Here is a 24,786-nt window from a genome sequence, read left to right on the forward strand (position 1 = left end):
TTTTCGCCCCTAGGGGTTTAGAGGGTGGGTGCAGGATCGGATACTTCTGCTACTTCTGCGCTGATCTCTGGCTCAATGACAGGGTATGGAACGGGAACCCCATCGGAGACGAGGGGCAGGCGTTTATCGTAGAGGTTGAAGGATTCTAGGCAATCGTTAATGCCGGCGATCGCCTCATTATAGATCTCAATTTTTTCCTCCACTGCCCCTAAATCCTGCTCATTTTGGGCGATTTTTAACTTGGCCTCCTCCTCTAGGGTGCGTTGGAGATGAGCGCGGGCTTGATCATACTGTTGGAGAATATTGAGGCTGTATGTTTCCGCAAAGGGCAAGACCTGGGTTTTGAGCATTTGGTTCATGGCTTGGCGGAAATTGCGCTGCACCGTTGCCTCAACTTTGGGTTGGAAATCCAATTGCAGTAATTGCCGGATCGCCGGTTCAGCGTTGACAATACTTTCTGCCCCGTAGGTTTCGGAGGTTTGGTGCAGGGTTTGGCGGAATTGATAGATGGAGAATGTGCCTTCATCGTAGAAGCGGGGACTTTCACGCACATAGCGATCGCACTCCCGTTTTGCCTCATTGGTCATCAAAAGCAGCAATTTCTCCTCTAAACTTTTTAGCTGTTGTTCTAAACCGCCATCATTGCCCAACAGCCGATAAAGTTCCCGGTAAGCCTCGGTTTTTTTGACGGACTCCAAAAGACGTTGACAGGAATTTTTGAGGACAATTTCGGAGAACTTGACCAGCACATCTTCCAATTCATTGGCTAGCGTATACAATGCCTCCACCAAGACCGCCAAAAATGGAGCCGTAGCATTGCGGCGATGGCTTGCTGTTGCTTTTTTATAGGCATTCAACACGGAAAAATAACGCAGCAATTCCTCCAAACGCTGTAGCATTTTGTTTTTCAGATCGTCAAAATCTTTCTCAAAATGAGCATCCTCATTGGCAATGATGCGATTCACCTGATTGGCAAAATACTGCTCAAAGCTGTAACCGATATCCTTCAGCTTTTGATTGAGGCGATCCACTTCCCGTGCTTTCATTGCGTCAATTTCACGGGGTTCGCTGCTGAGACGCTGCCGCTGGTTTTGATAGTGCTTTTGTAAATCAATACAGATCGGTTGCAGATCATCAGCTAAGGCCGCAAACAGTTGGGGGCGTTTCTCCGTGGTCAGGTAGCGGGTAATTCCTTGACGGAACGTTTCAATGCCGCTATCTTCGATTAGTTTTTCCAGTAAAGGATGGCCCCATTCCGTCAAAAGCCGTACATAATTTTCATTGGGGCTGTCATAACCATTGACGGAAACGAGGAAATTGCTGCGGGCCAACTTGCCAGAATTAGAGCAGTAGTTATTGAAACTGCTGACAAATTGCGGCGTTTGTTCCTCACCACCCAAGCTTTTCACCCTTTGGGCAAAAATCGAATCTAAACCGAACCGATCTACGCTGCTGGTTTGCTTAACTTGACTGCCATAAAATCCCAACAGGCCACTGGTTTTATAAATCCGGCTCGTGTCGCGGAAATCACTTTGAATTAATGCCTCCAACCGTTGGCGCAATTCGTCATTATACCAAGTTTCATCGATGCGATTGAAAACATAAAAAACGCGGTCGCGAATACTGGGATTATCGCGCATTTTGTCCAACAGTTCCGTTTCTTCACTGGTCATATCCCCCGCTGAAGCCGGTTTTAATACCGTCACCACCGCTGAAGTATCAGAATGCTCAATTTTTTTATAGGTGAGTTGGGCATCCTTTTTAACCGGCGCATCAATGCCGGGCATATCCACCAACACATTGCCATCCTGTAATAGGGGATGATGGCAATAGTATTCCAACCGTTTCAACACCGCGCTATTGCTCCCCCGCCGCGCATAACTGGCGGCTTCGGTGAGGTTGGAGAAATTGAATTGCTCCATGGAATAGGTGGCACTTTGCACCGAATGGATGCGATCGCGGTTGTGTTCGTAGCCTTCCAAAAGGAGGGCGAGGGCCTTCGCCTGTTTCGCCCGGTCGGATTTGGTTTCCCCCCCTTCTCGCTCAATAATTTTCTGACAGCCCCCCTTGAGGAGGTCGCGGGCTGCGCCATCGTTAATGTTAATCGTGGCAATTTGGAGGCGATCGCACAACACTTGTAACTGTTCACGAATTTCCACCTCACTGAGGAACGTCAGCACCACCCGCTCGGCGTTGGGTTCCGCATAATGGATATAACATTCCGTGCCGGTGGCGTGGCCCTCCGCACTGTAGAGCAATTCCCGCTCCAGGAGGGCATTGATCAGCATCGACTTCCCGGCACTGAAGGCCCCGGCAAAGACAATTTCAAACTTGGGGGCGATCGCTTTTTGCAAAGCAGTCTCGACGGCGGTGGTGTCGCGGCGCAGATCGGGATCCTGTTGCAAAAGTTCAAGAATACTACTCACTTGGGCATTGAGGTCAGCGCAAGCGGGATGTTGTTGGAGAGTCATCACTACCTAGATGGTTGATTATATTCGGTTCTACAACGGTGTAGAAACGGTTTTCTCACACTCTGGGGGACGGGAATCGCCACCGCAAGCGATCGGCTCACACCCCAGGGGTGATCTTGACCATTAACCCCCCTTGATCAGGGGATTAATTTTTCCTAACTCTGAAGATCCGTTGCAACGTTATCATGGGAAACATGATGGGGAAGTTCTCGTGCCAAACTAGAAGATGGGACGGCAGGCGATCGCCCCAAGCCCCTCTCACGGTGAAGTGTTAATGTCCCAGATTGAAATTAGATCGAGGCTGGCCAACACCCAACCAGTCCACAGCAGCCCCGCTATTCACCACCCCCGCCGCAGGGTGATTAGCGAAAGTGCTCTTGGTCTGGTGTCCACCCGCAGTTTTCCCGCCATTGTCGGCACAGCGGATATGATGCTCAAGTCTGCGGGGGTGATCCTTGTGGGCTATGAAAATATTGGCAGTGGTTACTGTACGGCGATTATTCGCGGCAAAACCGCTGATGTGCGCCTCGCTGTGGAGGAGGGGGCGCGAACCGCTGAACAGTTTGGCCAGTTGGTTTCTAAAATGGTGCTGCCTCGCCCCCTGCCCAACCTAGAGGCGATTTTCCCCATCGGCTCGAAATATTTTGAACTGGAGCAGGAGCAACGGGGCCACAGTCGCCTCAGCAATCAATCTTTGGGATTGTTGGAAACGCGGGGTTTTCCGGCGTTGGTGGGGGCCTGCGATGCAATGCTGAAGGCGGCGGATGTGCATTTGGCGGGCTATGAGAAAATTGGTGATGGCCTTTGTACGGCGATTATTCGCGGCACGGTGGCGAATGTGGCGGTGGCCGTTGATGTGGGGATGCATGAAGCGGAGCGCATTGGCGAGTTTAGTGCGGTGATGGTAATTCCCCGACCTTTAGAGGATTTGGAACATACGCTACCCGTGGCGGATCATTGGATCGAGAAACCCGATCCCCTGCCAGTGCTGTTGCCCAAGGAAAAACAACAACGGGAAAAATCCCGCTTGGCTTTGCCGGAGTTGGAAAAAATTCCTTTACGGCGTTTGGAGCAACCGGAAATGGTGGCGGAAGAACGAGGAAAACCCGTTGCGAAAGAACAGCGTGAAGCGATCGCCCCTGACGACGAGACCGAATAGATCTGAATTGCTGATCCTGGGGGGAATCCTCGCCCTGGGCCTGCTGTTGCGATTTTGGCAATTGGACAGTAAGCCCCTATGGGTGGATGAGGTGATCACGAGTATTTTTAGCCTCGGTTTGGGGTTTGAGGATATCCCCACGGCTGAATTGTTGCCGGTGGAGGCGATCGCCTCCCTTTTCCAATACAACCCCACGACTTGCCCAGCCATTGCCGCCCGTTTAGCCAGTCAATCCACCCATCCCCCCCTCTTTTTCTGCTTGCTTCATACTTGGCTGGGTTGGGTCGGTGTGGAAAATTTGGCTTGGGCGACGCGGAGTTTTGCGGCCCTGTGGGGTGGGGGGGCGATTGTGGCGGTCTATGGGCTGAATCGTTGGGCGTTTTCAGTGCGGGCGGGCCTGACGGGTGCGGCATTGATGGCCCTTTCTCCCTTTGCGGTTTACCTCTCCCAAGAAGCCCGCCACTACACATTACCCCTCGTCTTTTTAACCCTAGCCCTAGCGGCTCAAGTTAGGGTTCAACAACAATTGAGCGCGAAAAAATCGCCCCTGATGGCTTGGGCATTTTGGGGGGGGATGAGTGCATTAGCCCTATTTAGCCATTATTTTTGCCTCCTGGCCCTTGTGGCCCAACTGCTCACCTTCGCCCTGTTTTGGGGCCGATTTCGCCCTCCCTTCAACAGGTCAACCCTAGCCCAAGGTTTCGCCCTCTATCTTCTGCCCTATCTCTTCCTGATCCCTTGGTGGCCCGCCTTTTGGGGCCATTTCCATAGCCCCACCACCGGCTGGCTCTCTCCCCCCACGGGCTTCGCCCCCTTGGGGCAAACGGTGGCCAGTTGGATTGTGATGCTGTTTGTGCCGCCAGTGGAGGGGCAAGGGGTGATTGTGCAGGGGGCGATCGCCCTCCTGAGCCTCGCCATTCTCGCCGTGCTGATCCACCAAACCCGCCAAGGGTGGCAGGCCTTAGGCCCTTCCATGGAGCGGTTCACCCTCGCCACAGTGGTGATAGTGGTGGTCGTGGAATATTTCGCGCTGATCTACGGGTTGGGCAAAGATATCAGCATTGCCCCCCGTTATCATTTCGTCTATTTTCCAGCGGTCTGTGCTTTGCTGGGGGCAACTTGGGGGACGCAATCCCGGCGGTTTCAGGGGTTTGCCGCTGCGGTGTTAACCCTCAGTAGCCTCTGTGTGGTTTATAATCTCGCCTTCCAAAAACCCTACCTTCCGGATCAGGTGGCGGCTCAATTTGATCAAGACCCCGAGCCGGTGATGGTGATGATGGCCTATCGCAATACTTTAGAAATCGCTGTGGGGTTAAGCTATGGCTTGGCTCTAGGGGAACGTCGCCCCCCGGAACAAAAAGCCGATTTTGCCCTCTTGAGCTATGAGCAAGGTTATGAACAGGTTTGGGAAACCTTAGCGACATTCCCGATTGAGCCGGTGAGCCTGTGGGCGATCGCCCCCGGTTATCTCGACGATGCTTTTCCGGAAACCGTGGCCCTCACCCTGGATCAACGTTGTCAGATTGACCCGGATCAGTTTTATCGTCTGGGGTTTCCCTATCAGCGCTATCAATGTCACGACAATTCCTGAAAAACAAAAACACCACTAATAAATCCGGTGTAATCTGGTATAGATGTGAATGCTGTTGAACAACTGGATGGGTTTGGGCCGTTGCCCAAGCTTTGCCGCCGTTCCCCGACTTGATAGTCTTGTAAATTCTCTTATGAATAGCCTGCTCTCCGGACTTGATGATGTTGCACGCCAGATAACCGGTATGGATCGTAAAAAGAAACCTAAAATGCTTGTTGTCGATGACGAGCCTGATAATCTTGATCTGCTCTACCGCACGTTTCGGCGGGATTTTCGCGTCTTTAAAGCCGAGAGTGGTATGAATGCCCTCGAAGTTTTATCCGAAGAAGGAGAAGTCGCGGTGATTATCTCCGATCAACGGATGCCGGAAATGAAGGGGACGGAATTTCTCAGTAAGACCGTGCCGGATTTCCCCGATACGGTGCGGATTATTCTCACCGGGTTTACGGATGTGGAGGATTTGGTGGATGCGATCAACTCCGGCCAGGTCTATAAATACATCACTAAACCCTGGGATCCCAACGAACTCAAGGCAGTGGTGGATCACGCCGCTGAAACCTACGATTTGCTCAAACAGCGCACCGAGCAACTGGAGCGAGCGGAGGAGCAGGCGAAACTGCTGGCCATGATTGCGGATGTGGCTCAGGAAAGCCTGGATCAGCCCCAAAGCTTAACGGCCTTGGCGGCGGCCTTGGGGGAAAGCTTTTCCGCTGATGGTTGTATTCTCCGCCAGGTTGAAGGGGGCCAATTGGGGGCAGAGGGCCGCCATGATCAGCCCATTGCCATTGAGAGCGATCCCCTCTTCCAAACCGCCCTCTCAACGGGGAATACGCAAGTGTGGGTGAATTCCGCCACCACTCCCCCGCCGGAAGGGTCAGAGTACGAAGCGGCAGGCTTGCAAGTTCATCTCGTTTTGCCTCTGCATTATCGGGAAAATTTGATCGCGCTGTTGTCGTTGCAGTGGGGGCGATCGCCTAAACCCAATGAGGAGGAAATCCACCTCATTCACCTTGCCGCGCAGCAAGTTGTACTGGCTTTGGCCGCCTTGGGATAAGTATGGTAAAAACTCCCCAAGCGGACGCGGTGCAGGCGTTGTTTAACCGCATTGCCCCCGTCTATGACGACCTCAACCACCAGTTAAGCTGGGGGTTACACCGGGTTTGGAAAAAAATGGCGGTCAAGTGGGCGGCTCCCCAAAGGGGCGATCGCGCCTTGGATCTCTGCTGTGGCAGTGGCGATCTCGCCTTCCTTTTAGCGGAAGCGGTGGGGCCGCAAGGGGAAGTGATCGGCGTAGATTTTTCCGTGGCTCAATTAGCCGTAGCCGCAAATAGGGGGGGCGATCTCTATCCCCAAATCACCTGGCAAGAAGGGGATGCTCTCGCTATTCCCGCCCCCGATGCCTATTTTGACTGCGCCACCCTCGCCTACGGCCTGCGCAACGTCACCGACATTCCCCGCTGCTTAGGGGAACTGCACCGCGTCCTCAAACCCGGCGGCCGCGTCGCCATCCTCGACTTCCACCGCCCCCAAAACCCCTGGATCCAGCAATTCCAAACCTGGTATTTGGATCAAGTGGTTCTACCCACGGCCACACAATTCGACCTCAAAGCAGACTACGCCTACATTGCCCCCAGCGTCGAACGGTTCCCCACCGGAGCCGAACAGATCCACCTAGCGCAAGGGGCCGGCTTTTGCCAAGCTGTGCATTACCCCATCTTTGGTGGGATGATGGGGGTATTAGTTGCCCAAGCCGCCGCGTAACCACCTGTGGATCCTGCAAATCTCTGGCTGATCCTCATCCCCCCCATTGCTGGGGGTGTGATTGGCTATTTCACCAATGATCTGGCTATTCAGATGCTGTTCCGTCCCTACAAACCTTTATTTGTCGGGAAATGGCGCGTCCCCTTCACGCCGGGTTTAATCCCCGCCAATCAGGAGCGGTTAGCGCAACGGGTGGCCGATACGATCATGGGTTCGCTCCTTACCCCTGGGGAATTGCAACGGCTCACCCAGCGATTACTCCAAAAGGAAAGAGTACAGGAGGCCTTACTCTGGTTTTTACGCTTGGCCCTGAAACAGGTACAGGCGGAGCAGGAGCAAAAGACGGCGATGATCCTGGCTAATATTCTCCGGGATCTGTTTAGTGGTTCGCTGCCTCGGCTGTTGCGGGCCTTGGCGCGGCAAGAGGATTTTTTAGCGGAGCAAATTAACTATATTTTTGATCAGGTGGTGTTGGAGTTCCAACTGACGGATCCTCAGGCGCGGCAGTTGGCGGATTGGGTGTTACAGGTGATGGTTCCCCCAGATGTGTTACGCCAGGCATTAATTGAGTTTCTCACCGATCGCAATATTCAAATCATTGATGAGGGGCTACGGGAAAAAACCAGTGGTACAACCTGGGTGGTGGCCAATTTATTTGGGGTGCGCAATTCCCTAGTGCGGTTGCGGACGTTTTGTTTGGATGAGAAGGAAATTACCAATGCACGGCTGAAGGAGTTGGTGTTGTCGTTGGAGGTGCGCGATCGCCTCCGGTTTTGGTTACAGGAATTATCCCTGCAAAATCTCCCCTTAAGCACGGTGCGCCAATTGCGCAAAACCACCCGCGACACGATCCGGATCTACATCCAAGAGCGGGGGGGGGATTTGTTGGAGCAGTTGAGTGCTTCGGTGGATTGGGATAGTTTGGCGAAAATTTTGCTGAAGCGGTTGCGGGATTCGGAGGTGTTGAAAACTTCGTTGGAAACGGTGAGTTGGGAACTGGCTTTATTATTGGAGCGGTATTTAGAGGAGGAGTTAGAATTGCTAGTGGCGAAGATTCTCCCCATTCTCTCCCTCGATCAGGTGATTGTGGAGCGGGTGATGGCGACAACTCCGGCGGAGTTGGAAAGTACGGTGCAGGGGATTGTTAAAAGTGAATTACAGGCGATCGTTAATCTGGGGGGAATTTTGGGGTTAGTGATTGGGGGGTTACAGTCGGTTTGGTTGTTATTACGCTAGGGCTTGGTTGCGGAATCTTCTCAAGATCTAGCTGGGATGGATCAGGGACGGGATTTGAGCCAGATTTCGAGGTCGGAGATGGTTTCGAGATCGAAGATCGCTTCGCTCAATGTGGCGATATCTTCAGCATTGAGGTCAAAAATTTGGGTTTGAAGCGGTTCAGGGATTGTCCCCAGTTTGCGGGTGAGTAGACGAAGAATTAAGGCTTGCTGGCCCTCCTGTCGCCCCGCTTCGCGTCCTTCTTCGCGTCCCTCCTCACGCCCTTCTTCTCGTCCCTCTTGGCGGGCTGTGTCGATGACATTATTCAAGTCTCGATAATACTTCAAACTGTTTTCATAACTATCCTGTTCTGGGCGGGAAAGGTTGGCCAGTTCTGCGACTTCAAAGAGTTGGTTAAAGATGGGGTCTTGTTGGAGGAGTTGGGGGCGATCGCTCATTTCTGCAAGATGCCGCAACACAAAGAGCCACTGATCGAGGGGAGTTTCCAGTTCTTCGAGGGTTTTGGTGAATTTGGGGAGTTCGATGTAGATAAATTGCAGTTTTTCGTAGAGTACGCGGCAATGTTGATCTTTGAGTTTGACGATGTGAATTAAGTCAGGCTCTTGTTGATGTTCTGCAAAGATAAAGTCAAGAATACCCACGGTATAGATGGCAGCTAATTGATAATTCCATTCACCTTTTTGGGCTTGGTCTTGAATGGGAAAGCTGGCGTAGTAAATGCTGCGATCTTTGAAGAAGTTTTGTTTGGCTTTTTGAATTTCAACGATGAACCGCTGGCCGTTGGTGGCTTGGCAATAGATATCGAAGATGGCTTTACGGTCGAGGGGGGTGTTGCCGAGGTTTTCGGTGTTTTTGTAGGTGAGGTCTTGGATTTGGTGGTGGGGGGGAAGGAGGGTATTAAGGAAGGCAATGGCGAGGGCTTTGTTGGCTTCGGTGCCGAAGATGCGTTTGAAGCCGAAGTCGGTGAGGGGGTTGATGTAGCGGTCTTGGAGGTAACTCATGGGGGGTTAACCGATGCTGGTTTTGAAGGTAGCGGGGTTGGGGGGTGAGCTAGACCAGGAGCGATCGCTTCCTGTCAACGAGCCATCTAACTTGATCCCAACTTAACCCAAGCCCACATCAACGACGAGTAAGCAGGTTATTCTTCTGTGGAAATAATCGCTGCTACGGGAATCGTCAGATCGGGAAAAGCGAGGGGTGAAATTGTGCCGGTGGTGAGGGTGATTTTAGAACCGTATTCCTCGCCCTTGGGTTGACGGTGAATGATTAATTCCCCAGTTTGTAAATTCACCAGCCAATATTCGGGAATTCCCGCTTCAGCGTAGAGATGATATTTCAGGGTTGAATCTTTCTCTAGGCTACTGTTGGCGTATTCAATCACCCAGAAAATATTTTCAGGATAGGGGTGATGCTTAAGATATTCACGACCGAGGGGGGCCACAATCGCAATATCGGGTTCCGGTTCAGAATCATTGGGGAGGGTGATGGGTTTGGCGGGACTGACGAGGGCGCGATCGCCTAAAATCCGAGCCAAATAAGCTCCGGCTGTACGGCTGAAATAAGCATGGGGTTCACCTTCTGGGGGCATAGGAACAATTTCTCCGGCAAGTAACTCCACAGGACGATCAACAAATAGCCCCGCTTTAATCATCTGATGATAATCGTCCAAACTCCATTTCAGCGTTGAGAGTGCCATGCTTCCTCCCCAAGGATTCGATTGATTCTAAATGATTGATCGGCTGTCGGTATTTTGACCTGTGATTAGACGAGATGATCTGTTTCAGATCAAAGCAGATCTCGGACATCGGCAACGGCTCCCTGAATGGCAGCAGCGGCCACCATGGCGGGACTCATGAGCAGCGTGCGGCCTTGGGGGGAACCTTGGCGGCCTTTGAAATTGCGGTTAGAAGAAGAGGCGCTGATTTGATCTCCTTGGAGCTTGTCCGGGTTCATTGCCAAACACATCGAACAGCCCGCTTCCCGCCATTCAAACCCGGCAGCTTGGAAAATCGTATCTAACCCTTCCGCTTCCGCCTGTTGTTTGACCCGCTCCGAACCGGGAACCACAAACGCCTTCACATTGGGGGCTACCTTGCGCCCTTGGGCAACCTTGGCGGCTTCCCGCAGGTCACTGATCCGGCCATTGGTACAACTGCCGATAAAGCAAACATCAACCGCCGTTCCCTTAATCGCTTGACCCGGTTGCAGTTGCATATAGCGATAGGCTTCTTCAGTGAGGGGGCGATCGCCCTCCCCAACCATCTCCAAACTGGGAATCATCTCATCCACACCAAGGCCCTGGCCCGGGGTAATTCCCCAGGTAATCGTCGGGGCAATGTCCGCCGCATCAAACTTCACCACATCGTCATATTCCGCATGGGCATCGGAACGCAGACTTTCCCACCAAGCCACCGCCTGCTCCCAAGCCTCGCCCTTGGGGGCAAAATCTCGCCCGTTCAGGTAGTCGTAGGTGGTTTGGTCGGGGTTGACATAGCCGCACCGCGCCCCCCCTTCGATGGACATATTACAAACGGTCATCCGCTCTTCCATGGACATCGCCTCTAGGGTCGTTCCGGCAAATTCGTAGGCATAACCCACGCCGCCGTTTACGCCCAATTTGCGGATAATATGCAAGACCACATCTTTGGCATAGACACCAGGGGCCAGCGTTCCATTCACTTCAACGCGACGCACCTTTAATTTTGCAAGGGCCAGGGTTTGGGAGGCGAGGACATCGCGGACTTGGGAAGTGCCAATGCCAAAGGCGATCGCCCCAAAGGCCCCATGGGTGGAGGTGTGGGAATCCCCACAGGCCACCGTCATGCCCGGTTGGGTGAGGCCCTGTTCTGGGGCGATGACATGGACGATGCCTTGATTGCCAGAACCAACGTTATAAAACCGGATGCCATGTTCCTGACAACTTTGCTCTAGGGCTTGGATCATTTCTTCCGCTAAGACATCCACAAAGGGGCGGGATTGGTCTTCCGTGGGGACAATGTGATCGACGGTGGCGACGGTGCGCTCTGGGAAGAGAACGCTGAGGTGGCGATCGCGCATCATCCCAAAGGCTTGGGGACTGGTGACTTCATGGATCAGGTGGAGGCCAATAAAAAGCTGGGTTTGTCCCGATGGCAATGTCCCGACGGTGTGCAGATCCCAAACTTTATCGAACAGCGTACCCTTACTCATAAAACCAACCCGTAAAATCAATAAAACAGGGTTTAAACCCCAGAGATCATCAAATTATATCGTTATTCTGAAAGATCATGCTAGAATACGCCACTGTACGCGGACGTGGCGGAATTGGTAGACGCGCTAGATTTAGGTTCTAGTGTCCTTGGCGTGAGAGTTCGAGTCTCTCCGTCCGCATTCAATCCCTAGGGATGACCGCCCTTGCCCAGCGGAATCCCGATCTGGAATTCCTGAGGGGTAGGAATGGCAACGCCCCCCTTAATTGTCCACGGGGACGAATTCGTACCCGAAACTGGTGCGGGTTCCTGCTTGGATTTTGACGAGTTGGACGGCTTGGTTGCGATCGCCTGAGGGTAAAAATCGCACTTCTCCCGCCGAGCCGGGGGCGACAAAATCACTTTGCCCTAGGGCCGCTTTAACTCCGGCTCGATTGGGGCTGCGGCCAATGGCGGCAACGAGAGCTTGGGTAGCATCGTAGGCCATGGCGGTACGCCAATTCACTTCACCGCCCCAAAGCTGTTGGGCTTCTTTCGGAAAGGCAGCCCCCGGATTGCCAAGGATATGCCAGGGAATCGCCACCACCATGCCCGCCACATTGCCGCCTCCCTTTTGCAACACCTCAGCGGAGTAGGCATCATCTCCAGCTAACAGGGGTAGACGATTTTGATTGGCTGCGGCAATGGCGATCATCTGATCGATCACCGCTGAACTGGGGGCAAGCATCAACACCTCAGCACCAGCGGCGATCGCCTGTTGTAGGGCATTTTGGGCATTAAACCCACTGCTGGCCAGGTCAAATTCCCCCACCACATTGCCCCCCTGGCCGAAGAGATCGGTGGTAAAGACGTTCTTAATCGACTGACTATAGGCGCTTTGGCTGTTGTAAAACACCGCTGCCCTTTGCTTTTGGAGGCGGTTGAGTTGATATTGCGCCAAAGCACTGCCAGCAAAGCGATCGCTCGGCACAGTGCGGAAAATATAATCGCCAGCGGTGGAGAGTTCCACTGAGGTACTGGTGGGGGAAATCATCGTCAGCCCCCCCGCTTCGTACACCGTCGCCGCCGCCAGGGAGCTATCACTACTGTAATGGCCCACCACACCTAAAATTTCCGGATGATTGCTGACCAGAGTTTGAGCCACCTGGGCCACCACTTCGGGATCATCATCGTCATTAATGAGCAACACCTTGAGGGGAACGCCGTTAATGCCGCCGCTTTCATTGACGCTTTTTTGAGCTTGGGCCACACCCCGGAGTATTTCTTTCGCGATATTCATGGCGGGGCCGGCGGGAATGGCAACGGCGATCGCATAACTATTGCTCTGTTGTTCGGCCTTGAGGTTTTGCAGATAGATCAGAGCTTCAGGATCATTGGGGGATTGACTTAACGCGGCTTCGAGGAGGGTAATGGCGCGGGGCAAATCTCCCGATTTAACCGCTTCCACGGCAGCCTGTTTATTGGGATTGATGTCATCGGTGAGGATCTCTGCTCCATCACTGAAGCGACTGGCTTGGTTATTGCTGCTCAAGGGGGCAACGAGGCCACCCGTGGTAGAGGGATTATTAGCACGATTAAGGAACCACCAGCCGCCCCCGCCAATAATTGTGCCGGTTACGATAACGGAAATTAAGAGTGCTGCGGTTTCTTTTGCCTGTGCCATAGCGATCGCCACTGAGGGTTTTTTCTAGCCTAGCGAAGAATTTCCCCCAATCCCCCGAATCCTGGAAATCCGTTGAGATTTGTTACTGTCGGGGCGTTGGCGTAAGCCTGCCGGAGGCACAAAAATTTTTCGCCCCCTCCTTGGCACACCCTCTCCTAGATTGCTGCCAATTCTGCCGTCAACCGCGCCCAAGCCGCCGCCGGATCCGGGGCATGGGTAATCGGCCGGCCAATCACTAAATAATCTGCCCCCGCTTGGAAGGCTGCTGTCGGAGTCATCACCCGTTGCTGATCTTGAGATTGCGCCCAGGCGGGGCGAATGCCGGGACAAACCAGGGTTAAATCTGGGCCGCAGAGTTGCCGCAGGGGGGCCGCTTCTTGGGGGGAACAGACAATGCCGGGAATGCCAGATTCCTGAGCCAGCAGCGCCAACTTCAGTACATATTCCGGTAATTCGAGGGGGATGTGGAGATCAAAGGCCAGATCGCGACTGCTCAGACTGGTGAGCAACGTGACGGCAAGGAGTTGGAGGCGATCGCCCGCCACTTGGGCTAGGGATTGCTCTAGGGCAACACGACCCGCTGGCGCATGGACGGTGAGAAAATCCACCCCATAGCTTTGGGCCGAACGCACCGCCCCGGCCATGGTGTTGGGGATGTCATGGAGTTTGAGATCGAGAAAGATTTTTTTCTGACGTTGGTTCAATTCCTGCAAGATCGCCGGGCCAGCGGCAATAAATAACTCTAGCCCCACTTTCCAAAAGGCAACTTCCGGCAACTGATCCAGCAAAGTTAAGGCCGATACTGGACTGGGGACATCTAAGGGGACAATAATGCGATCGCTCAAAACCATAATTTATTTTTCTCGGTAGTTAATGATGGTAGGGGCGAAAAATTTTTCGCCCCCCCCTAGGCCCGAAGGCGAATAAACTTCTTCTTACCCACCTGCAACACCTTACCGTTTAAATCCTCAGCGGAAGAAAACTCTAAATCTACAGCGGTGAGGCGATCGCCATCTAAACGCACACCGCCCCCCTGAATTTGGCGACGGCCCTCGCCACTACTGGCACAAAGCCCCGCAGCATTAAGCAGATAAAAAGCCTTAACGGGAAAAGTAATGCCCGCCAGGGAAAATTCCGGCACGGCATCCTCTCCCGCCTGTTGCCCCTGCACCAGAGCTTGGGCCGCCCCCTGGGCCGCCAACGCCGCCGCTGGGCCATAATATTGCCCGACAATATCAAGGGCTAACTGCTTTTGCGCCTCACGGGGATTAGGGGGCAACCGTTGCAAATCCAGGCCGGTTAACAGTTCAAAATACTGAGACAGTAAAGCATCGGGGGTTTTTTCCAGCTTGGAATACATCGTCAGGGCATCTTCCGTTAGCCCCACATAGTTATTGAGGGACTTGGACATTTTATTGACCCCATCAAATCCCAGCAACAACGGCAACAACAGGCAAAATTGCGGCCGTTGCCCAAAATGCCGCTGCAAATCCCGCCCCACCAGCAAGTTAAATTTCTGATCCGTTCCCCCCAATTCCACATCCGCCTCCACCGCAACGGAATCATAGCCCTGCATCAGGGGATACATAAATTCATGGAGATAGATCGGGTTTTCCTGTTTGTAGCGTTCACTAAAGCCCTCTTTGGCCAGCATTTGCCCGACGGTCATCGTCGCCAGCAACTTCAAAATCTGATGTAAATCTAAATCCTTGAGCCATTCAGAGTTGTAGCGAATTTCTAAGCGGCCGGGGGTCTCAAAATCGAGAATGGGGCGGAGTTGATCCAGATAGGTTTGGGCATTGGTTTTCACCTCTGCGGGGGTGAGTTGGCGGCGTACCTCTGATTTACCCGTAGGGTCGCCAATTTGGGCGGTAAAGTCACCGATGATCACCACAGCGGTATGGCCGGCATCCTGAAAGGCCCGCAACTTGCGGAAAGGAATACTGTGGCCAAGATGGAGATCTGAGCCGGTGGGATCAATGCCCAGCTTGATGCGGAGGGGGCGATCGCTCCTCTGAAGCCGGGTGATTAAATGATCCTCCGGTTGAGGATTTTGCCATTGATCAGGAAAAATTTCCTGAGTGCCTCGTTGCAGCCAAGCAAAATCAGCGGAGCCACCAGCATCAAAATCACGGTTTACCAAAGGCATTGCATTGTTGATTGAAGGGTTAAAGCCCCCCAGGAATCAGGAAGCCTGGGAAGGGTCAAGTCAAAGGGATGAAGCCTGTGCAAAATTTTTCGATACACTTTAAACCAATCCCCAGGATCTAACGATAAGATACAGGGAGTAAACACGCAAAGCTTGTCACTGGGGTGACTTTATGTTACGTCTAGTCGGATATGCGGAGTGTTTTTGAGGGTCAAGGGTAGAGATAACTGGTTTTGTTGAGAGGGGTTATCAGTCCTTAATCCCTTCCCCAATCGGGGGATTGGCTCTCAAATCTCCCCTATCGATCAAGAAAATGTTACGCCCATCATCGATGAGCAACAGCGTGGATTAACGACATAACTTGTCAATATTGTGAGTGAGGACGTGAAGTAACTGTGGCGACTAGCACTGTTCGGAAAAAACAGGATTCCCAGCATTCCCCAAAAAACTCTGGAAATTTTATCTTAGGGGTAGCCAAAGTAGCAGGCGGGACGGTGTTGGGAGTCACCATGTTGGCCAGTTCTGTGATTGCTGGCGGTCTTGTGGGTTTAGCCCTCAGCTTCCGCAATCTTCCTGATGTCCGAGTTTTAAAAAACTACGTCCCCACAGAAACCACCTACATCTACGATATCAAGGGCAAAATCCTGGACAGTATGCATGGTGAGCATAATCGCGATGTAATTAAGCTCGATGAAGCCTCCCCCCACCTCAAGCGGGCTGTTCTGGCCATTGAAGATAGTCACTTTTACCACCACGATGGCATCAACCCCAACAGTATTGGTCGCGCCTTAGTGGTGAACTGGCGTAGCGGCGGTGTCGTGGAAGGGGGGTCTACGATCACGATGCAGTTGGTGAAAAACCTGTTTTTGGCGCGCGATCGCACCATCTCCCGGAAATTGGCCGAAGCGGTCTTGGCGATGCGCATTGAGCAGATCTTCACGAAAGATCAAATCCTGGAGATGTACCTCAACAACATTTATTGGGGTCACAACAGTTATGGCGCTGAAACCGCTGCCCAAAGCTATTTTAAAAAATCCGCCGCTGATCTCAACCTTGCCGAAGCAGCGGTGATGGCAGGCTTGATCCAAGCCCCTGAGGATTACAGCCCCTTTATCAACTACCAAGAAACCAAGCGTCGGCAAAAGTTAGTCTTAGACCGGATGGAAAAGCTGGGGTGGATCACCGCCGCTGAATCAAAAGCAGCGCGAGAGGCCCCGTTGATGGTGGGTCAACCCACCGCCTGGAAAACCAGTGAACTGCCCTACATTACCGAGGCAGTGATTGCAGAACTGCAACGCCGTTTTGGCGAAGACGCGGTGATGAAAGGGGGAATGCGGGTGCAAACCACGGTGGATTACAATTTCCAGCGCATGGCCGAAGATACCGTAGCCCAAGCTCATCAACGCCTCCGCAATCGTGGCTTATACGCTGATCAGGTGGCTTTGGTGGCGGTGGATCCCCGCACCCACTTTGTCAAGGCTTTGGTGGGGGGGGTGAACTACAAAGAAAGCCAGTTTAACCGCGCGATCCAATCCCTCCGGCAACCGGGTTCTGCCTTTAAACCCTTTGTGTTTTATGCTGCCTTTGCCAGTGGCAAATATACCCCCGGTTCCGGCATTGAAGATGCACCGGTACGTTACCGCGATGGCTCCGCCTTTTATGAGCCGAAAAACTATGGCGGGACATTTTCGGGCAGCGTTTCGATACGGGATGCCTTGGTGCGATCGCTCAATATTCCGGCGGTGAAATTGGGCCAAGAAGTTGGCCTCGATAAAGTCATTGAAATTTGCCGCACCCTAGGGATTAAAAGCCCATTGGATCCCGTGGTTTCACTGCCCTTAGGTTCCATTGGTATGACCCCGATGGAAATGGCCGGGGCCTATGCCACCTTTGCCAGTAATGGCTGGCATTCAGAGCCAACGATTATTGTCCGTGTCACCGATAGCAGCGGCAACATCATCCTCGATAACACGCCTCAACCCCGTCTCGTCCTCGATCCTTGGGCCACGGCCTCTTTGAACGCATCCCTCACTGGGGTATTGGAGGGGGGAGGAACGGCTCCGGGGGCGAATTTGGGCCGTCCCGCTGCGGGGAAAACCGGAACCACCAGCTCTGAGCGAGATGTGTGGTTTGTGGGCTATGTGCCTCAGCTATCGACGGCGGTATGGATTGGGAACGATAACTATCGTCCGTTGGGGAAAGGGGTTACAGGGGGGGGCTATGCTGCGCCGATTTGGCGTGAATTCATGATGGAGGCCCTCAAAAATGAGCCGGTGCTCCAGTTCCCCGCCGCCTCAAAATTCCCCCGTCCTAAAAATTAAACACCGCATTCAACAAAACCTTCCCAACCATGGCGCGGAAAACACCTCGGATTTTCATCCCCCCCGAAGTACGGCAATTTGTATTTAATCGGGATGCCCATACCTGTCAAGGGTGTGGCAGTCAGCAAGAACTCCAGGTGGATCACATCGTTCCCCTGGCAAAGGGGGGGAGTAATGATCTGAGTAATCTCCAAACTTTGTGCCGTGTTTGTAATCAGCGGAAAAAGCACTACATTGATCCGCGTTTTAAACGCCATTTTCAGTAGATCGGCGGGCAGACTTTAGTCCACAATAGGCACAATTACTGACTAAAGTCCGCAATCCGCACGATGACCATATTGAATAATGCAGGTCAAGTCTATATTGAGGCGGAGTTAATTTCCTTGGCGAGCCAGAGGGGCCAGAGGAGGGATTGCTGAATCCGGTCTGCGCGGGGGGCGATCTGATGGCGACGGCAATTCTCGGCTTTGATGGCCAGGTAGCAGACAGAGCCAGAAAAAAGGTAGGTTGCGGAGGCGGTGGTGAGCAAAAAAATCAACATAACAGATCTCCCAAAATCAAGGAATGTTCACAATTTCATGGCAAAGCAAGAAGCACCTTGAATAACAACAACCAAGGATTCTTGAGCGGAAATTGGGATGGTTTAGCGAGGTCAGAACGGGTAAAGTTCGACGAATACGACTGTGATGGAAGGATAGTAGAGGCTCACCAAGCCATCGTCTTGAAGAGCGACGGCTTGGATTGGTGATGACCCAACACTCAGAAAAATCACGGGTTAAGGATTAATCTTGAGTAACGATGATTTAGCAAAATGTTGGCACCGTTGTCCTGATGACTTTTATTGTAATGATCTCAATGGTGATTCTGCATGAGGGGTTACACCCAAAATTTCCATCAGGTCTGGTGCTTAAAATACGGGGGTTAACCGTATAAAGGCGGAGTAGAATTGTGCAAATGAGCGGTATTTAAAAATTGAAGCTGTTGATGAAGCATGGTGATTTTCGGTAAAGTCGCCCCGCCATTGTGGGCAAAACGGAGGGGATTGCCGACGATCGCCTCCAGTTCTAGGGGTTGCCCCCGGTCATAATCCAGCTTCATGCTGGTGAGATAGGGGGTCATGGCTTCCGTATGGGCGATCATGTGGGCAATCACGGCCGGGGTAATTTCACAACCGCAGGCGGCGGCTCCTTGGGCCACTTCCCCCATCAGGTCTTCCACTAAGGCACGGGTGGCGGGGTTGGCCATCAATTGATCGGTTTGGGCATTGAGCACCACCGATAGGCCGTTGTAGGGAATATTCCACACCAATTTTTCCCAGCGACTTTGCATCAGGTGGGGTTTGGGGTGAATTTCGATGCCAGCGGCGGTAAAGTCGGCGGCGATCGCCTCCACCATCGGCGTGATTCCTTGGGGGGCATAATCGGGGCCATACTGAGCGAGGGCGATGGCCTCATAGTCTAAATGGCGAATATGCCCCGGCCCCACTTTATTCGCACAGACAAAACAGAGGCCGCCGAGAATGGTCGTTTGGGGAAACTGTGCCGTTAATTGTGGCTCTACTCCTAGGCCATTTTGCAGGAGAACAAGGATTGTCTTTTCCCCGAGTAACGGCGGGAGAATGTGGGTAAGCTGATCATTCTGGGTAGCCTTGAGGGCCACCACCACCACATCACAGGGCGGCATTTGGCGCGGCTCCTGATAAACCTGCACCTGGGGTAGGACAAAATCGCCAAACACTGAATCGATCCGTAGCCCTTGGGTTTGAATCACCCCATAGTCACTCCGCGCCAAAAAATGGACATCATGGCCTGCCTTTTGTAAGCGCCCGCCATAGTAGCCCCCAATGGCTCCTGTACCAATGATTCCGTACCGTCTCACCTAGCCCCTCCAGATCCAACCTAAATCTGTGGGAGCCGGGAGCATCTCCCCCCGTAAATCGAGAATTGTCACCAGAAGGAGGTAGCCCAAAGCCAACAACACCGAGATTGCGCCGGTAATAATCGCTAAAATTTTGCCCTTATCCATTAATCTTGCTCTGGGGTAGATTTTTTGATTCTAATCTGAATGATGATCAAAACGCTACAACTTCCGAAAGTCAACACTCATCGGTCGTAAACTTTGGTTGCAAACAGTTCCATTTTCTAATTGAGGTGGTAGATTAGAAATTGAAGCAGGTGATGCTTCCCTGGCAGATAAAACAGTCAAGGTCACGTTAGTTTAGTAAGAGGTAAAACGCTGTTTCTTCTCCTGTCTGTCTCGTTCGATCTACAGAAGGGCAATCCGACATTACAATCAATCTTCCCTAAATAGCACATCGAGAGTCATACAACGTTTAAATAGTTTTGAATTTTAACGTTCGTAGCTCTAGGCAAGCTCAACTTAGGAAGTGGAAGTAAGATTGTAGACTGGGTTGTCCTTCTTGCTATGTTTGGAGGAACGGGGAATGGGAATAGGTTTTGAGAATTTGTGGTGATTTTGTCGGGTTGAAAAATTTTTCGCCTCTACGGGCTGGTATTTTCTTCTGGGTGGCGATCGCGCTTTGCTCGGCAGGGATTGCCCCAGGCCAACATCCCCGCTGGTAAATCATGCCATACCGTACTGCGGCCCCCCACGACGGTATTCGAGCCAATCATCACCCCCGCCGCCACAAAGCAATCCGTGGCTAACCACACCCCATTCCCAATCACAATCGGGGCGGTTTTGAGGGTGAAAGCGCGATCGCCCCAGTTATGGCTGCCGGTACAGAGATAGCAATCTTGAGAAATTACCGTATGGGAACCGATGGTGATGTGATCCAAGCTATACAACACCACATCATCCCCAATCCAACTGTAATCGCCAATGCTCACCTTCCAAGGGTAGGTAATCCGAGCCGTGGGGCGCAATACGACGCGCTGGCCAACTTTGGCCCCAAACCAACGCAGAACCTGACAGCGCACCCCACTCCAATTGTGGAGCGTTAAGGGAAACACCACCGCCTGCACCAACCACCAGAGCAAAATCACCACACCCGAACGACCCCGATCAAAATCCGATTGATCATAAAGGCTGAGATCAATCCAAGGGGGCGCATTAACATCAGGTCTATTCATGGGAGGATTTCGCCCCCACAGGGGGTAATGCTTGGGGAGTCACATTCAACTGGCCGCCAAACTGGCGTAACTCATAGAGCTTAATGCCAATATGGTATTCATACTGACTTAAAAGTCGGCCATAAATGTAGCCGGCCCGGCCATCTAAAAACCCAAAGCGCAGGATATAAAATAACAAAAAGCGCAAAAAGGGGCGAAAGGGCAACCGCACCCAAATCTTTTTTAAAAATCGTTTGCGCTGAACGGCATCGCCAAATAAATTGGCCCCAATGGTATTGTTTTCCCCTTGACCCGTGAGTAGGTTGTAGTAAACCCGTGCTTCCCAATTGGAATAGCGATTGTGGCGGGCTAGCCAATGGTAAATATCGCGAAAATCAATATGCAGCATATCTTCTTTGAGATAGCCGACTTGCCCCTCTAAAATCACATGCTCATGGACTTCATTATCCCCCGTGTTGGGAATATCTTCGGTGCTGAGATTTTCATAGCGGCCTTGTTTGTGGCGAAAGAGCCGGAGGTTCCAATCGGGGTATTTGCCGCCGTGGCGAATCCATTTGCCGAGGAAGTAGACGCGGCGATTGAGATAATAACCGGCATAGTCGGGGTTTTGAATGCGGTGGGCAATTTCATCCCACAGTTCCGGGGTAATGCGTTCATCACAATCGACAATTAACACCCAATCATTCCGGAACGACAGGTTTTCTAAAGACCAATTTTTCTTTTTGGGCCAGCGGCCATTAAAGTGAAATTGCACCACTTTTGCGCCTTGGGCTTCAGCAATGGCAATGGAGCGATCGCTGCTTTGGGAATCCACCACAAAGACCTCATCCGCCTGGGCGACACTGGCTAAACAGGCAGGCAGATTTAACTCTTCATTTTTAGCCGGAATGAGCACAGAAACGGGAATTTTTGGAAAAGTGGCATTCATAGGCCTGCTCGGCAGAAGATTAGGATTTAAACGACGGGGGAAATACCATGCCCCGTAAGGATGTGGTGAGATAGCCAATTTGGCCGTAGGCATAGACTAAATTATCGAACCTCAAGGCCGGATCAGCAAAATACTTGACTGCTTTATATAAGCCTCGAATGATCCGTTCCCCCCCTCGTTGAAACTGTCGGATTCCGCCGGTTCCCGCCAATTGCTCCCGGTAGGATTCACTCACCCCTTGCCACCAACCTCGTTTAATAAACCACCGTCGCTCTAAACGTTCGAGGGTGACGTGGTGGGCGACGAGGGCAGTGGGTAAATAGCGAACGTGCCATTTCTGTTTTAACGCCAATTCCGTCATCCGCAGTTCTTCATTGGAGAGCAAATTTTTCCCCACCCGACCGAGGTTGAGATCGAAGCCACCTATCTCCTGCCAAAACTGTCGCCGTAGAGCATAGTTGAGGCCCCTAGGGGTGAGGTTGGGTTGGGTGATGTTGCAGGGTTCAGGGCCGAGATCATAGGCTCCTAAATTTCCCGCTAACCCGGCGGAGAGCCAGGGGGGAGCGGTGCGGTTTTCGGGCCAGATGAGCGTGACTTTGCCCCCGGCGATCGCCAACTGAGCATCCTCGTCAAACCCCGCCATTAAGGCCGTCAGCCAACCGGGGGAGGCGATGGCATCGTCATCGAGATAGGCGATGATCTCCCCGCTCGTTTCCCTTGCGCCGCGATTCCGCGCCACCGATAGCCCTAGCTCTCCCTCATAGACATAGCGGAGCCGGGGATGGGGGAGGCGGGCCTCAACGACAGCGCGGGTGCGATCGCTCGACCCATTATCGACCACCAACACCTCATAGTCGGGATAATCCTGCGCTAACAGGCTATCAATGGCTTTGCCAAGGTAGTCAGCGCGGTTGTGGGTGCAGATGATTGCTGCAATGGACATGGGGGAGTAGGAAGTGGGACGTGGGAAGTGAGGGGTTTAACCCCTTTTACCATGATTGACGGCAGAGGAAAGATTTTTCTCCCAGGAACAATAAAGCTTTTTAGTTTAGCGTTTAAGCCTTCAGGCGACTATGAACGAGAACGAGAGTTTCCGCGATTTGGCTGAGACGTTGCTCTAAATTGTGCTTTTTTTTCAGGAGTTGGCGGAGTTTTTGATAGCGAGCAATGGCCATACTCACACTGGCGACCTGTTGGGGGGGGCAAGCCTTCGACCAAATGCGGCCTTCGCGATCGCGGCCGCAGAGGCGATAACCGGGGCGGGGAAATTCATAGCTGACGTTATTGCCATAGTTGGCTTCAATTTGGGCCCGGGCGCTGGGGGGCAAGGTTTTACTGGGGTCTGGATCTTGGCATTCCAACCAACCATCCACCATCGGCCCTTCAAGGTAGAGGTTTTGGATCTGCATGAGAATTTGTTTTAGCTCCCGTTGCCAGCCGACGATCACCGCTTCAATTTCCCGCAGCAGGTTGGTGGCCAGGGCGGGATTGACCTGGCGGTGGTTTTGGCTGAGGGGGCCAGCGGGAACGTGGGTAATTTGAGAAGCTTGGGGATTGGCGGGGGGTGGGGGTGGGGTTTGGGGAGTCCGGGGCCGGAGGTCAAAGGATGGGGAACTGGGGGTGGAGCGTGGGGGGGGATTGGTTTTGGCCCAATGGGGCGGCGGCGCATTATTGGGGGCAGACCGCGAACGCATTGAAGGGAGGCCCGTAGTTGGGGGTGGGGGCGCAATGGGCCGGGGCGGGGCGGTTGGGTTGGAGCGTACCCCTAGGGGCGGGAGTCCCCGACTGTCATCCGTAGGGGGAGGTGGGGGGGGGCGTTTCCCGACGAGGTGTTGTAGGGCGGTTTCAATCCGTTGGAGTTGGGGTTTCATGCGTTCCTTTCCCACCGAGTCAGCGTTAGGGCGATCGCGCAGCTTAAACTAGGGCTACAGATCTGCCATCACAATTGTAGGGTTTTCCCCATTATTCTTCATTTTTTAAATTCCTGATGTCTGGTTGCATTTTAATTACGGGGCCCGCCAGTTCCGGTAAGAGCGAATGGGCTGAGGCCACCGCTGCCGCTATGGGTCAACCCGTCACCTATGTGGCGACGGCGATCGCCCTCCCCGATGACCCCGAATGGCAGGCCAAAATTGCCCGTCACCAAAAACGCCGTCCCGAAGCTTGGCAAACGGCGATCATTCCTGAAGCGTTACCGGCCTTTGTGGCCAGTCAACAGGGGGAGGAGCGGTGTTTTTTGATTGATTCCCTGGGAACTTGGGTGGCTAATGGTTTGGAACTCGCGGATCAGGCTTGGGAACAGGAGGCGATCGCCCTGATCACCGCCATCACCCCCCATCAGGGAACGTTAATTTTTGTCGCGGAGGAGGTGGGGTGGGGTGTCGTGCCGGCCTATCCCTTGGGGCGCAAGTTCCGCGATCGCCTCGGGCAATTGGTGCGGCAACTCAGTCCCCATTGTGACGCGGTGTATCTCGTAACGGGGGGTTATGCGCTGAATTTGACCCAATGGGGGATTCCCCTCAACCCAGCCACTACAAAAAAACCGATCCAGCATTGAACTGAATCGATCCCTTCTCAATCCTAGTCGGGGCGAAAAAGTTTTCGCCCCCACGCCCATCAACGTTAAAACCGGATTCTCGATCAGTTGACAGAAGCAGCGCTTAAACTTCCGCCGGTTCCGCTTCGACGACTTCAACGGGGGCAACCGTAGCCATTTCTGCCGCCGCAAGGGTTTCGCCATTGAGGGAAATGGAGTTCACTAACAGCCGGGTAATTTCTTGACGATGACCGCGTTTTTTGCGGGTTTTCTTTTTGGGGCGCATTTTGTAAACGATCACCTTTTTGCCGCGATAGTGGCGCAGAATCGTCGCTTCGATGGTCGCCCCCGTCACCAAGGGCTGACCCACATGGATTTCCCCCTCATGGTTAATCAGCAGGACTTGCTCAAGGGTGAGGTCTTCGCCTTCGTCGTTGTGGAGGAGTTCGATATCGTAGTACCGGCCGGGTTCAACCCGCAGTTGTTTGCCGCCGGTGGCGATAATGGCATAGGTCATGGGAAATTATCCTGAATAAGGGGCCGTACAGGTCGCGTGCGATCGCGTTTCGGGGGGTAAACCTGATCCGAGCATTGTGTTAAACACGCAGTTTCCCATTGTACAGAGAGGTTTGCTTGGCTGTAAAGGGGGGCATGGCTAAAAGAGGGTTCATACTTCCGAGCGGGCTGAAGT

Annotated in this window: 23 protein-coding genes and 1 tRNA gene; 9 read left to right on the forward strand and 15 right to left on the reverse strand. The window is 52.9% G+C overall.

Features of this window, described 5'->3' with window-relative positions:
- Window positions 1-17 precede the first annotated feature (17 nt).
- Window positions 18-2,471 (reverse strand): dynamin-like GTPase family protein, encoded by a 2,454-nt coding sequence (locus VB712_RS18220; protein WP_323257354.1) that lies wholly within the window; start codon window positions 2,469-2,471, stop codon window positions 18-20.
- A gap of 274 nt (window positions 2,472-2,745) precedes the next feature.
- Here VB712_RS18220 and VB712_RS20575 point away from each other — a divergent pair, with 274 nt between their 5' ends.
- The 5 genes from VB712_RS20575 (at window position 2,746) to VB712_RS18250 (ending at window position 8,218) form a co-directional block, all read left to right on the forward strand.
- Window positions 2,746-3,630 (forward strand): BMC domain-containing protein, encoded by an 885-nt coding sequence (locus VB712_RS20575; protein WP_416236394.1) that lies wholly within the window; start codon window positions 2,746-2,748, stop codon window positions 3,628-3,630.
- Entirely contained in the window at window positions 3,581-5,221 is a 1,641-nt protein-coding gene (locus VB712_RS18235; protein ID WP_323257356.1) for a glycosyltransferase family 39 protein, read from the forward strand. The genes VB712_RS20575 and VB712_RS18235 overlap by 50 nt, the downstream gene beginning before the upstream one ends.
- A 133-nt stretch (window positions 5,222-5,354) precedes the next feature.
- Window positions 5,355-6,275, forward strand: a complete 921-nt coding sequence (locus tag VB712_RS18240) for a response regulator (RefSeq protein WP_416236395.1) — start codon at window positions 5,355-5,357, stop codon at window positions 6,273-6,275.
- A 2-nt stretch (window positions 6,276-6,277) separates the two neighbouring features.
- A complete protein-coding gene (gene ubiE, locus VB712_RS18245; protein ID WP_323257360.1) occupies window positions 6,278-6,982 on the forward strand; it encodes a bifunctional demethylmenaquinone methyltransferase/2-methoxy-6-polyprenyl-1,4-benzoquinol methylase UbiE in 705 nt (234 codons plus the stop codon).
- A gap of 6 nt (window positions 6,983-6,988) precedes the next feature.
- The gene (locus VB712_RS18250) at window positions 6,989-8,218 is read left to right on the forward strand and encodes a DUF445 domain-containing protein (RefSeq protein WP_323257362.1); all 1,230 of its coding nucleotides are present in this window, start codon (window positions 6,989-6,991) and stop codon (window positions 8,216-8,218) included.
- Window positions 8,219-8,259: 41 nt separating this feature from the next.
- On the opposite strand, the gene VB712_RS18255 is transcribed toward VB712_RS18250, so the two are convergent.
- The 3 genes from VB712_RS18255 to leuC all read right to left on the reverse strand — a co-directional run bounded on the left by VB712_RS18255 (window position 8,260) and on the right by leuC (window position 11,407).
- A complete protein-coding gene (locus VB712_RS18255; protein ID WP_323257364.1) occupies window positions 8,260-9,219 on the reverse strand; it encodes an Rpn family recombination-promoting nuclease/putative transposase in 960 nt (319 codons plus the stop codon).
- A 137-nt stretch (window positions 9,220-9,356) separates the two neighbouring features.
- Window positions 9,357-9,914, reverse strand: a complete 558-nt coding sequence (locus VB712_RS18260; RefSeq protein WP_323257366.1) for a Uma2 family endonuclease — start codon at window positions 9,912-9,914, stop codon at window positions 9,357-9,359.
- An 89-nt stretch (window positions 9,915-10,003) separates the two neighbouring features.
- Window positions 10,004-11,407, reverse strand: coding sequence for a 3-isopropylmalate dehydratase large subunit (leuC, locus tag VB712_RS18265; RefSeq protein WP_323257368.1), 1,404 nt, complete (start codon window positions 11,405-11,407; stop codon window positions 10,004-10,006).
- Window positions 11,408-11,506: 99 nt separating this feature from the next.
- On the opposite strand from leuC, the gene VB712_RS18270 reads away from it, so the two are divergent.
- Window positions 11,507-11,587, forward strand: a tRNA-Leu gene (locus VB712_RS18270).
- 81 nt (window positions 11,588-11,668) lie between these two features.
- Here VB712_RS18270 and VB712_RS18275 read toward each other — a convergent pair.
- The 3 genes from VB712_RS18275 to tyrS form a co-directional block, all read right to left on the reverse strand.
- The gene (locus VB712_RS18275; protein ID WP_323257369.1) at window positions 11,669-13,069 is read right to left on the reverse strand and encodes an ABC transporter substrate-binding protein; all 1,401 of its coding nucleotides are present in this window, start codon (window positions 13,067-13,069) and stop codon (window positions 11,669-11,671) included.
- A 155-nt stretch (window positions 13,070-13,224) separates the two neighbouring features.
- Window positions 13,225-13,920 carry an orotidine-5'-phosphate decarboxylase gene (gene pyrF / locus VB712_RS18280; protein ID WP_323257372.1) on the reverse strand — a complete coding sequence of 232 codons (696 nt, stop codon included), beginning with the start codon at window positions 13,918-13,920 and terminating at the stop codon, window positions 13,225-13,227.
- A 56-nt stretch (window positions 13,921-13,976) separates the two neighbouring features.
- Window positions 13,977-15,218 carry a tyrosine--tRNA ligase gene (tyrS, locus tag VB712_RS18285; RefSeq protein WP_323257374.1) on the reverse strand — a complete coding sequence of 414 codons (1,242 nt, stop codon included), beginning with the start codon at window positions 15,216-15,218 and terminating at the stop codon, window positions 13,977-13,979.
- A gap of 395 nt (window positions 15,219-15,613) precedes the next feature.
- Between tyrS and VB712_RS18290 the strand changes: the two genes are divergently transcribed.
- Both VB712_RS18290 and VB712_RS18295 read left to right on the forward strand, forming a co-directional pair.
- Entirely contained in the window at window positions 15,614-17,539 is a 1,926-nt protein-coding gene (locus VB712_RS18290) for a penicillin-binding protein 1A (protein ID WP_323257376.1), read from the forward strand.
- A 29-nt stretch (window positions 17,540-17,568) separates the two neighbouring features.
- Window positions 17,569-17,805: an HNH endonuclease gene (locus tag VB712_RS18295; RefSeq protein WP_323257378.1), complete on the forward strand. Its 237-nt coding sequence runs from the start codon at window positions 17,569-17,571 to the stop codon at window positions 17,803-17,805.
- Between the two features lie 92 nt (window positions 17,806-17,897).
- Here the strand turns inward: VB712_RS18295 and VB712_RS18300 are convergent, their stop codons facing one another.
- From VB712_RS18300 to VB712_RS18330, 7 genes are all read right to left on the reverse strand, one after another.
- Window positions 17,898-18,080, reverse strand: coding sequence for a hypothetical protein (locus VB712_RS18300; protein WP_323257379.1), 183 nt, complete (start codon window positions 18,078-18,080; stop codon window positions 17,898-17,900).
- 380 nt (window positions 18,081-18,460) lie between these two features.
- Window positions 18,461-19,417, reverse strand: coding sequence for a putative 2-dehydropantoate 2-reductase (locus tag VB712_RS18305; protein ID WP_323257381.1), 957 nt, complete (start codon window positions 19,415-19,417; stop codon window positions 18,461-18,463).
- Window positions 19,418-19,564, reverse strand: a complete 147-nt coding sequence (locus VB712_RS18310) for a hypothetical protein (RefSeq protein ID WP_323257383.1) — start codon at window positions 19,562-19,564, stop codon at window positions 19,418-19,420.
- A 476-nt stretch (window positions 19,565-20,040) separates the two neighbouring features.
- Window positions 20,041-20,631, reverse strand: a complete 591-nt coding sequence (gene hpsU / locus VB712_RS18315) for a hormogonium polysaccharide biosynthesis acetyltransferase HpsU (protein ID WP_323257385.1) — start codon at window positions 20,629-20,631, stop codon at window positions 20,041-20,043.
- On the reverse strand, window positions 20,624-21,559 hold the full coding sequence (locus VB712_RS18320) for a glycosyltransferase family 2 protein (RefSeq protein WP_323257387.1): 936 nt from the start codon (window positions 21,557-21,559) through the stop codon (window positions 20,624-20,626). The genes hpsU and VB712_RS18320 overlap by 8 nt, the downstream gene beginning before the upstream one ends.
- Before the next feature lie 19 nt (window positions 21,560-21,578).
- On the reverse strand, window positions 21,579-22,502 hold the full coding sequence (locus VB712_RS18325; RefSeq protein ID WP_323257389.1) for a glycosyltransferase family 2 protein: 924 nt from the start codon (window positions 22,500-22,502) through the stop codon (window positions 21,579-21,581).
- 112 nt (window positions 22,503-22,614) lie between these two features.
- Entirely contained in the window at window positions 22,615-23,430 is an 816-nt protein-coding gene (locus tag VB712_RS18330) for a hypothetical protein (RefSeq protein WP_323257391.1), read from the reverse strand.
- A gap of 116 nt (window positions 23,431-23,546) precedes the next feature.
- Between VB712_RS18330 and cobU the strand changes: the two genes are divergently transcribed.
- The gene (gene cobU / locus VB712_RS18335; protein WP_323257393.1) at window positions 23,547-24,116 is read left to right on the forward strand and encodes a bifunctional adenosylcobinamide kinase/adenosylcobinamide-phosphate guanylyltransferase; all 570 of its coding nucleotides are present in this window, start codon (window positions 23,547-23,549) and stop codon (window positions 24,114-24,116) included.
- Between the two features lie 103 nt (window positions 24,117-24,219).
- On the opposite strand, the gene rplU is transcribed toward cobU, so the two are convergent.
- Complete coding sequence (gene rplU, locus VB712_RS18340; RefSeq protein WP_323257395.1) at window positions 24,220-24,612, reverse strand: 50S ribosomal protein L21; 393 nt, start codon at window positions 24,610-24,612, stop codon at window positions 24,220-24,222.
- Window positions 24,613-24,786: the final 174 nt, after the last annotated feature.

It is taken from the genome of Spirulina sp. CCNP1310 (assembly GCF_034932185.1).
Taxonomy (GTDB): Bacteria; Cyanobacteriota; Cyanobacteriia; order Cyanobacteriales; family Spirulinaceae; genus Spirulina.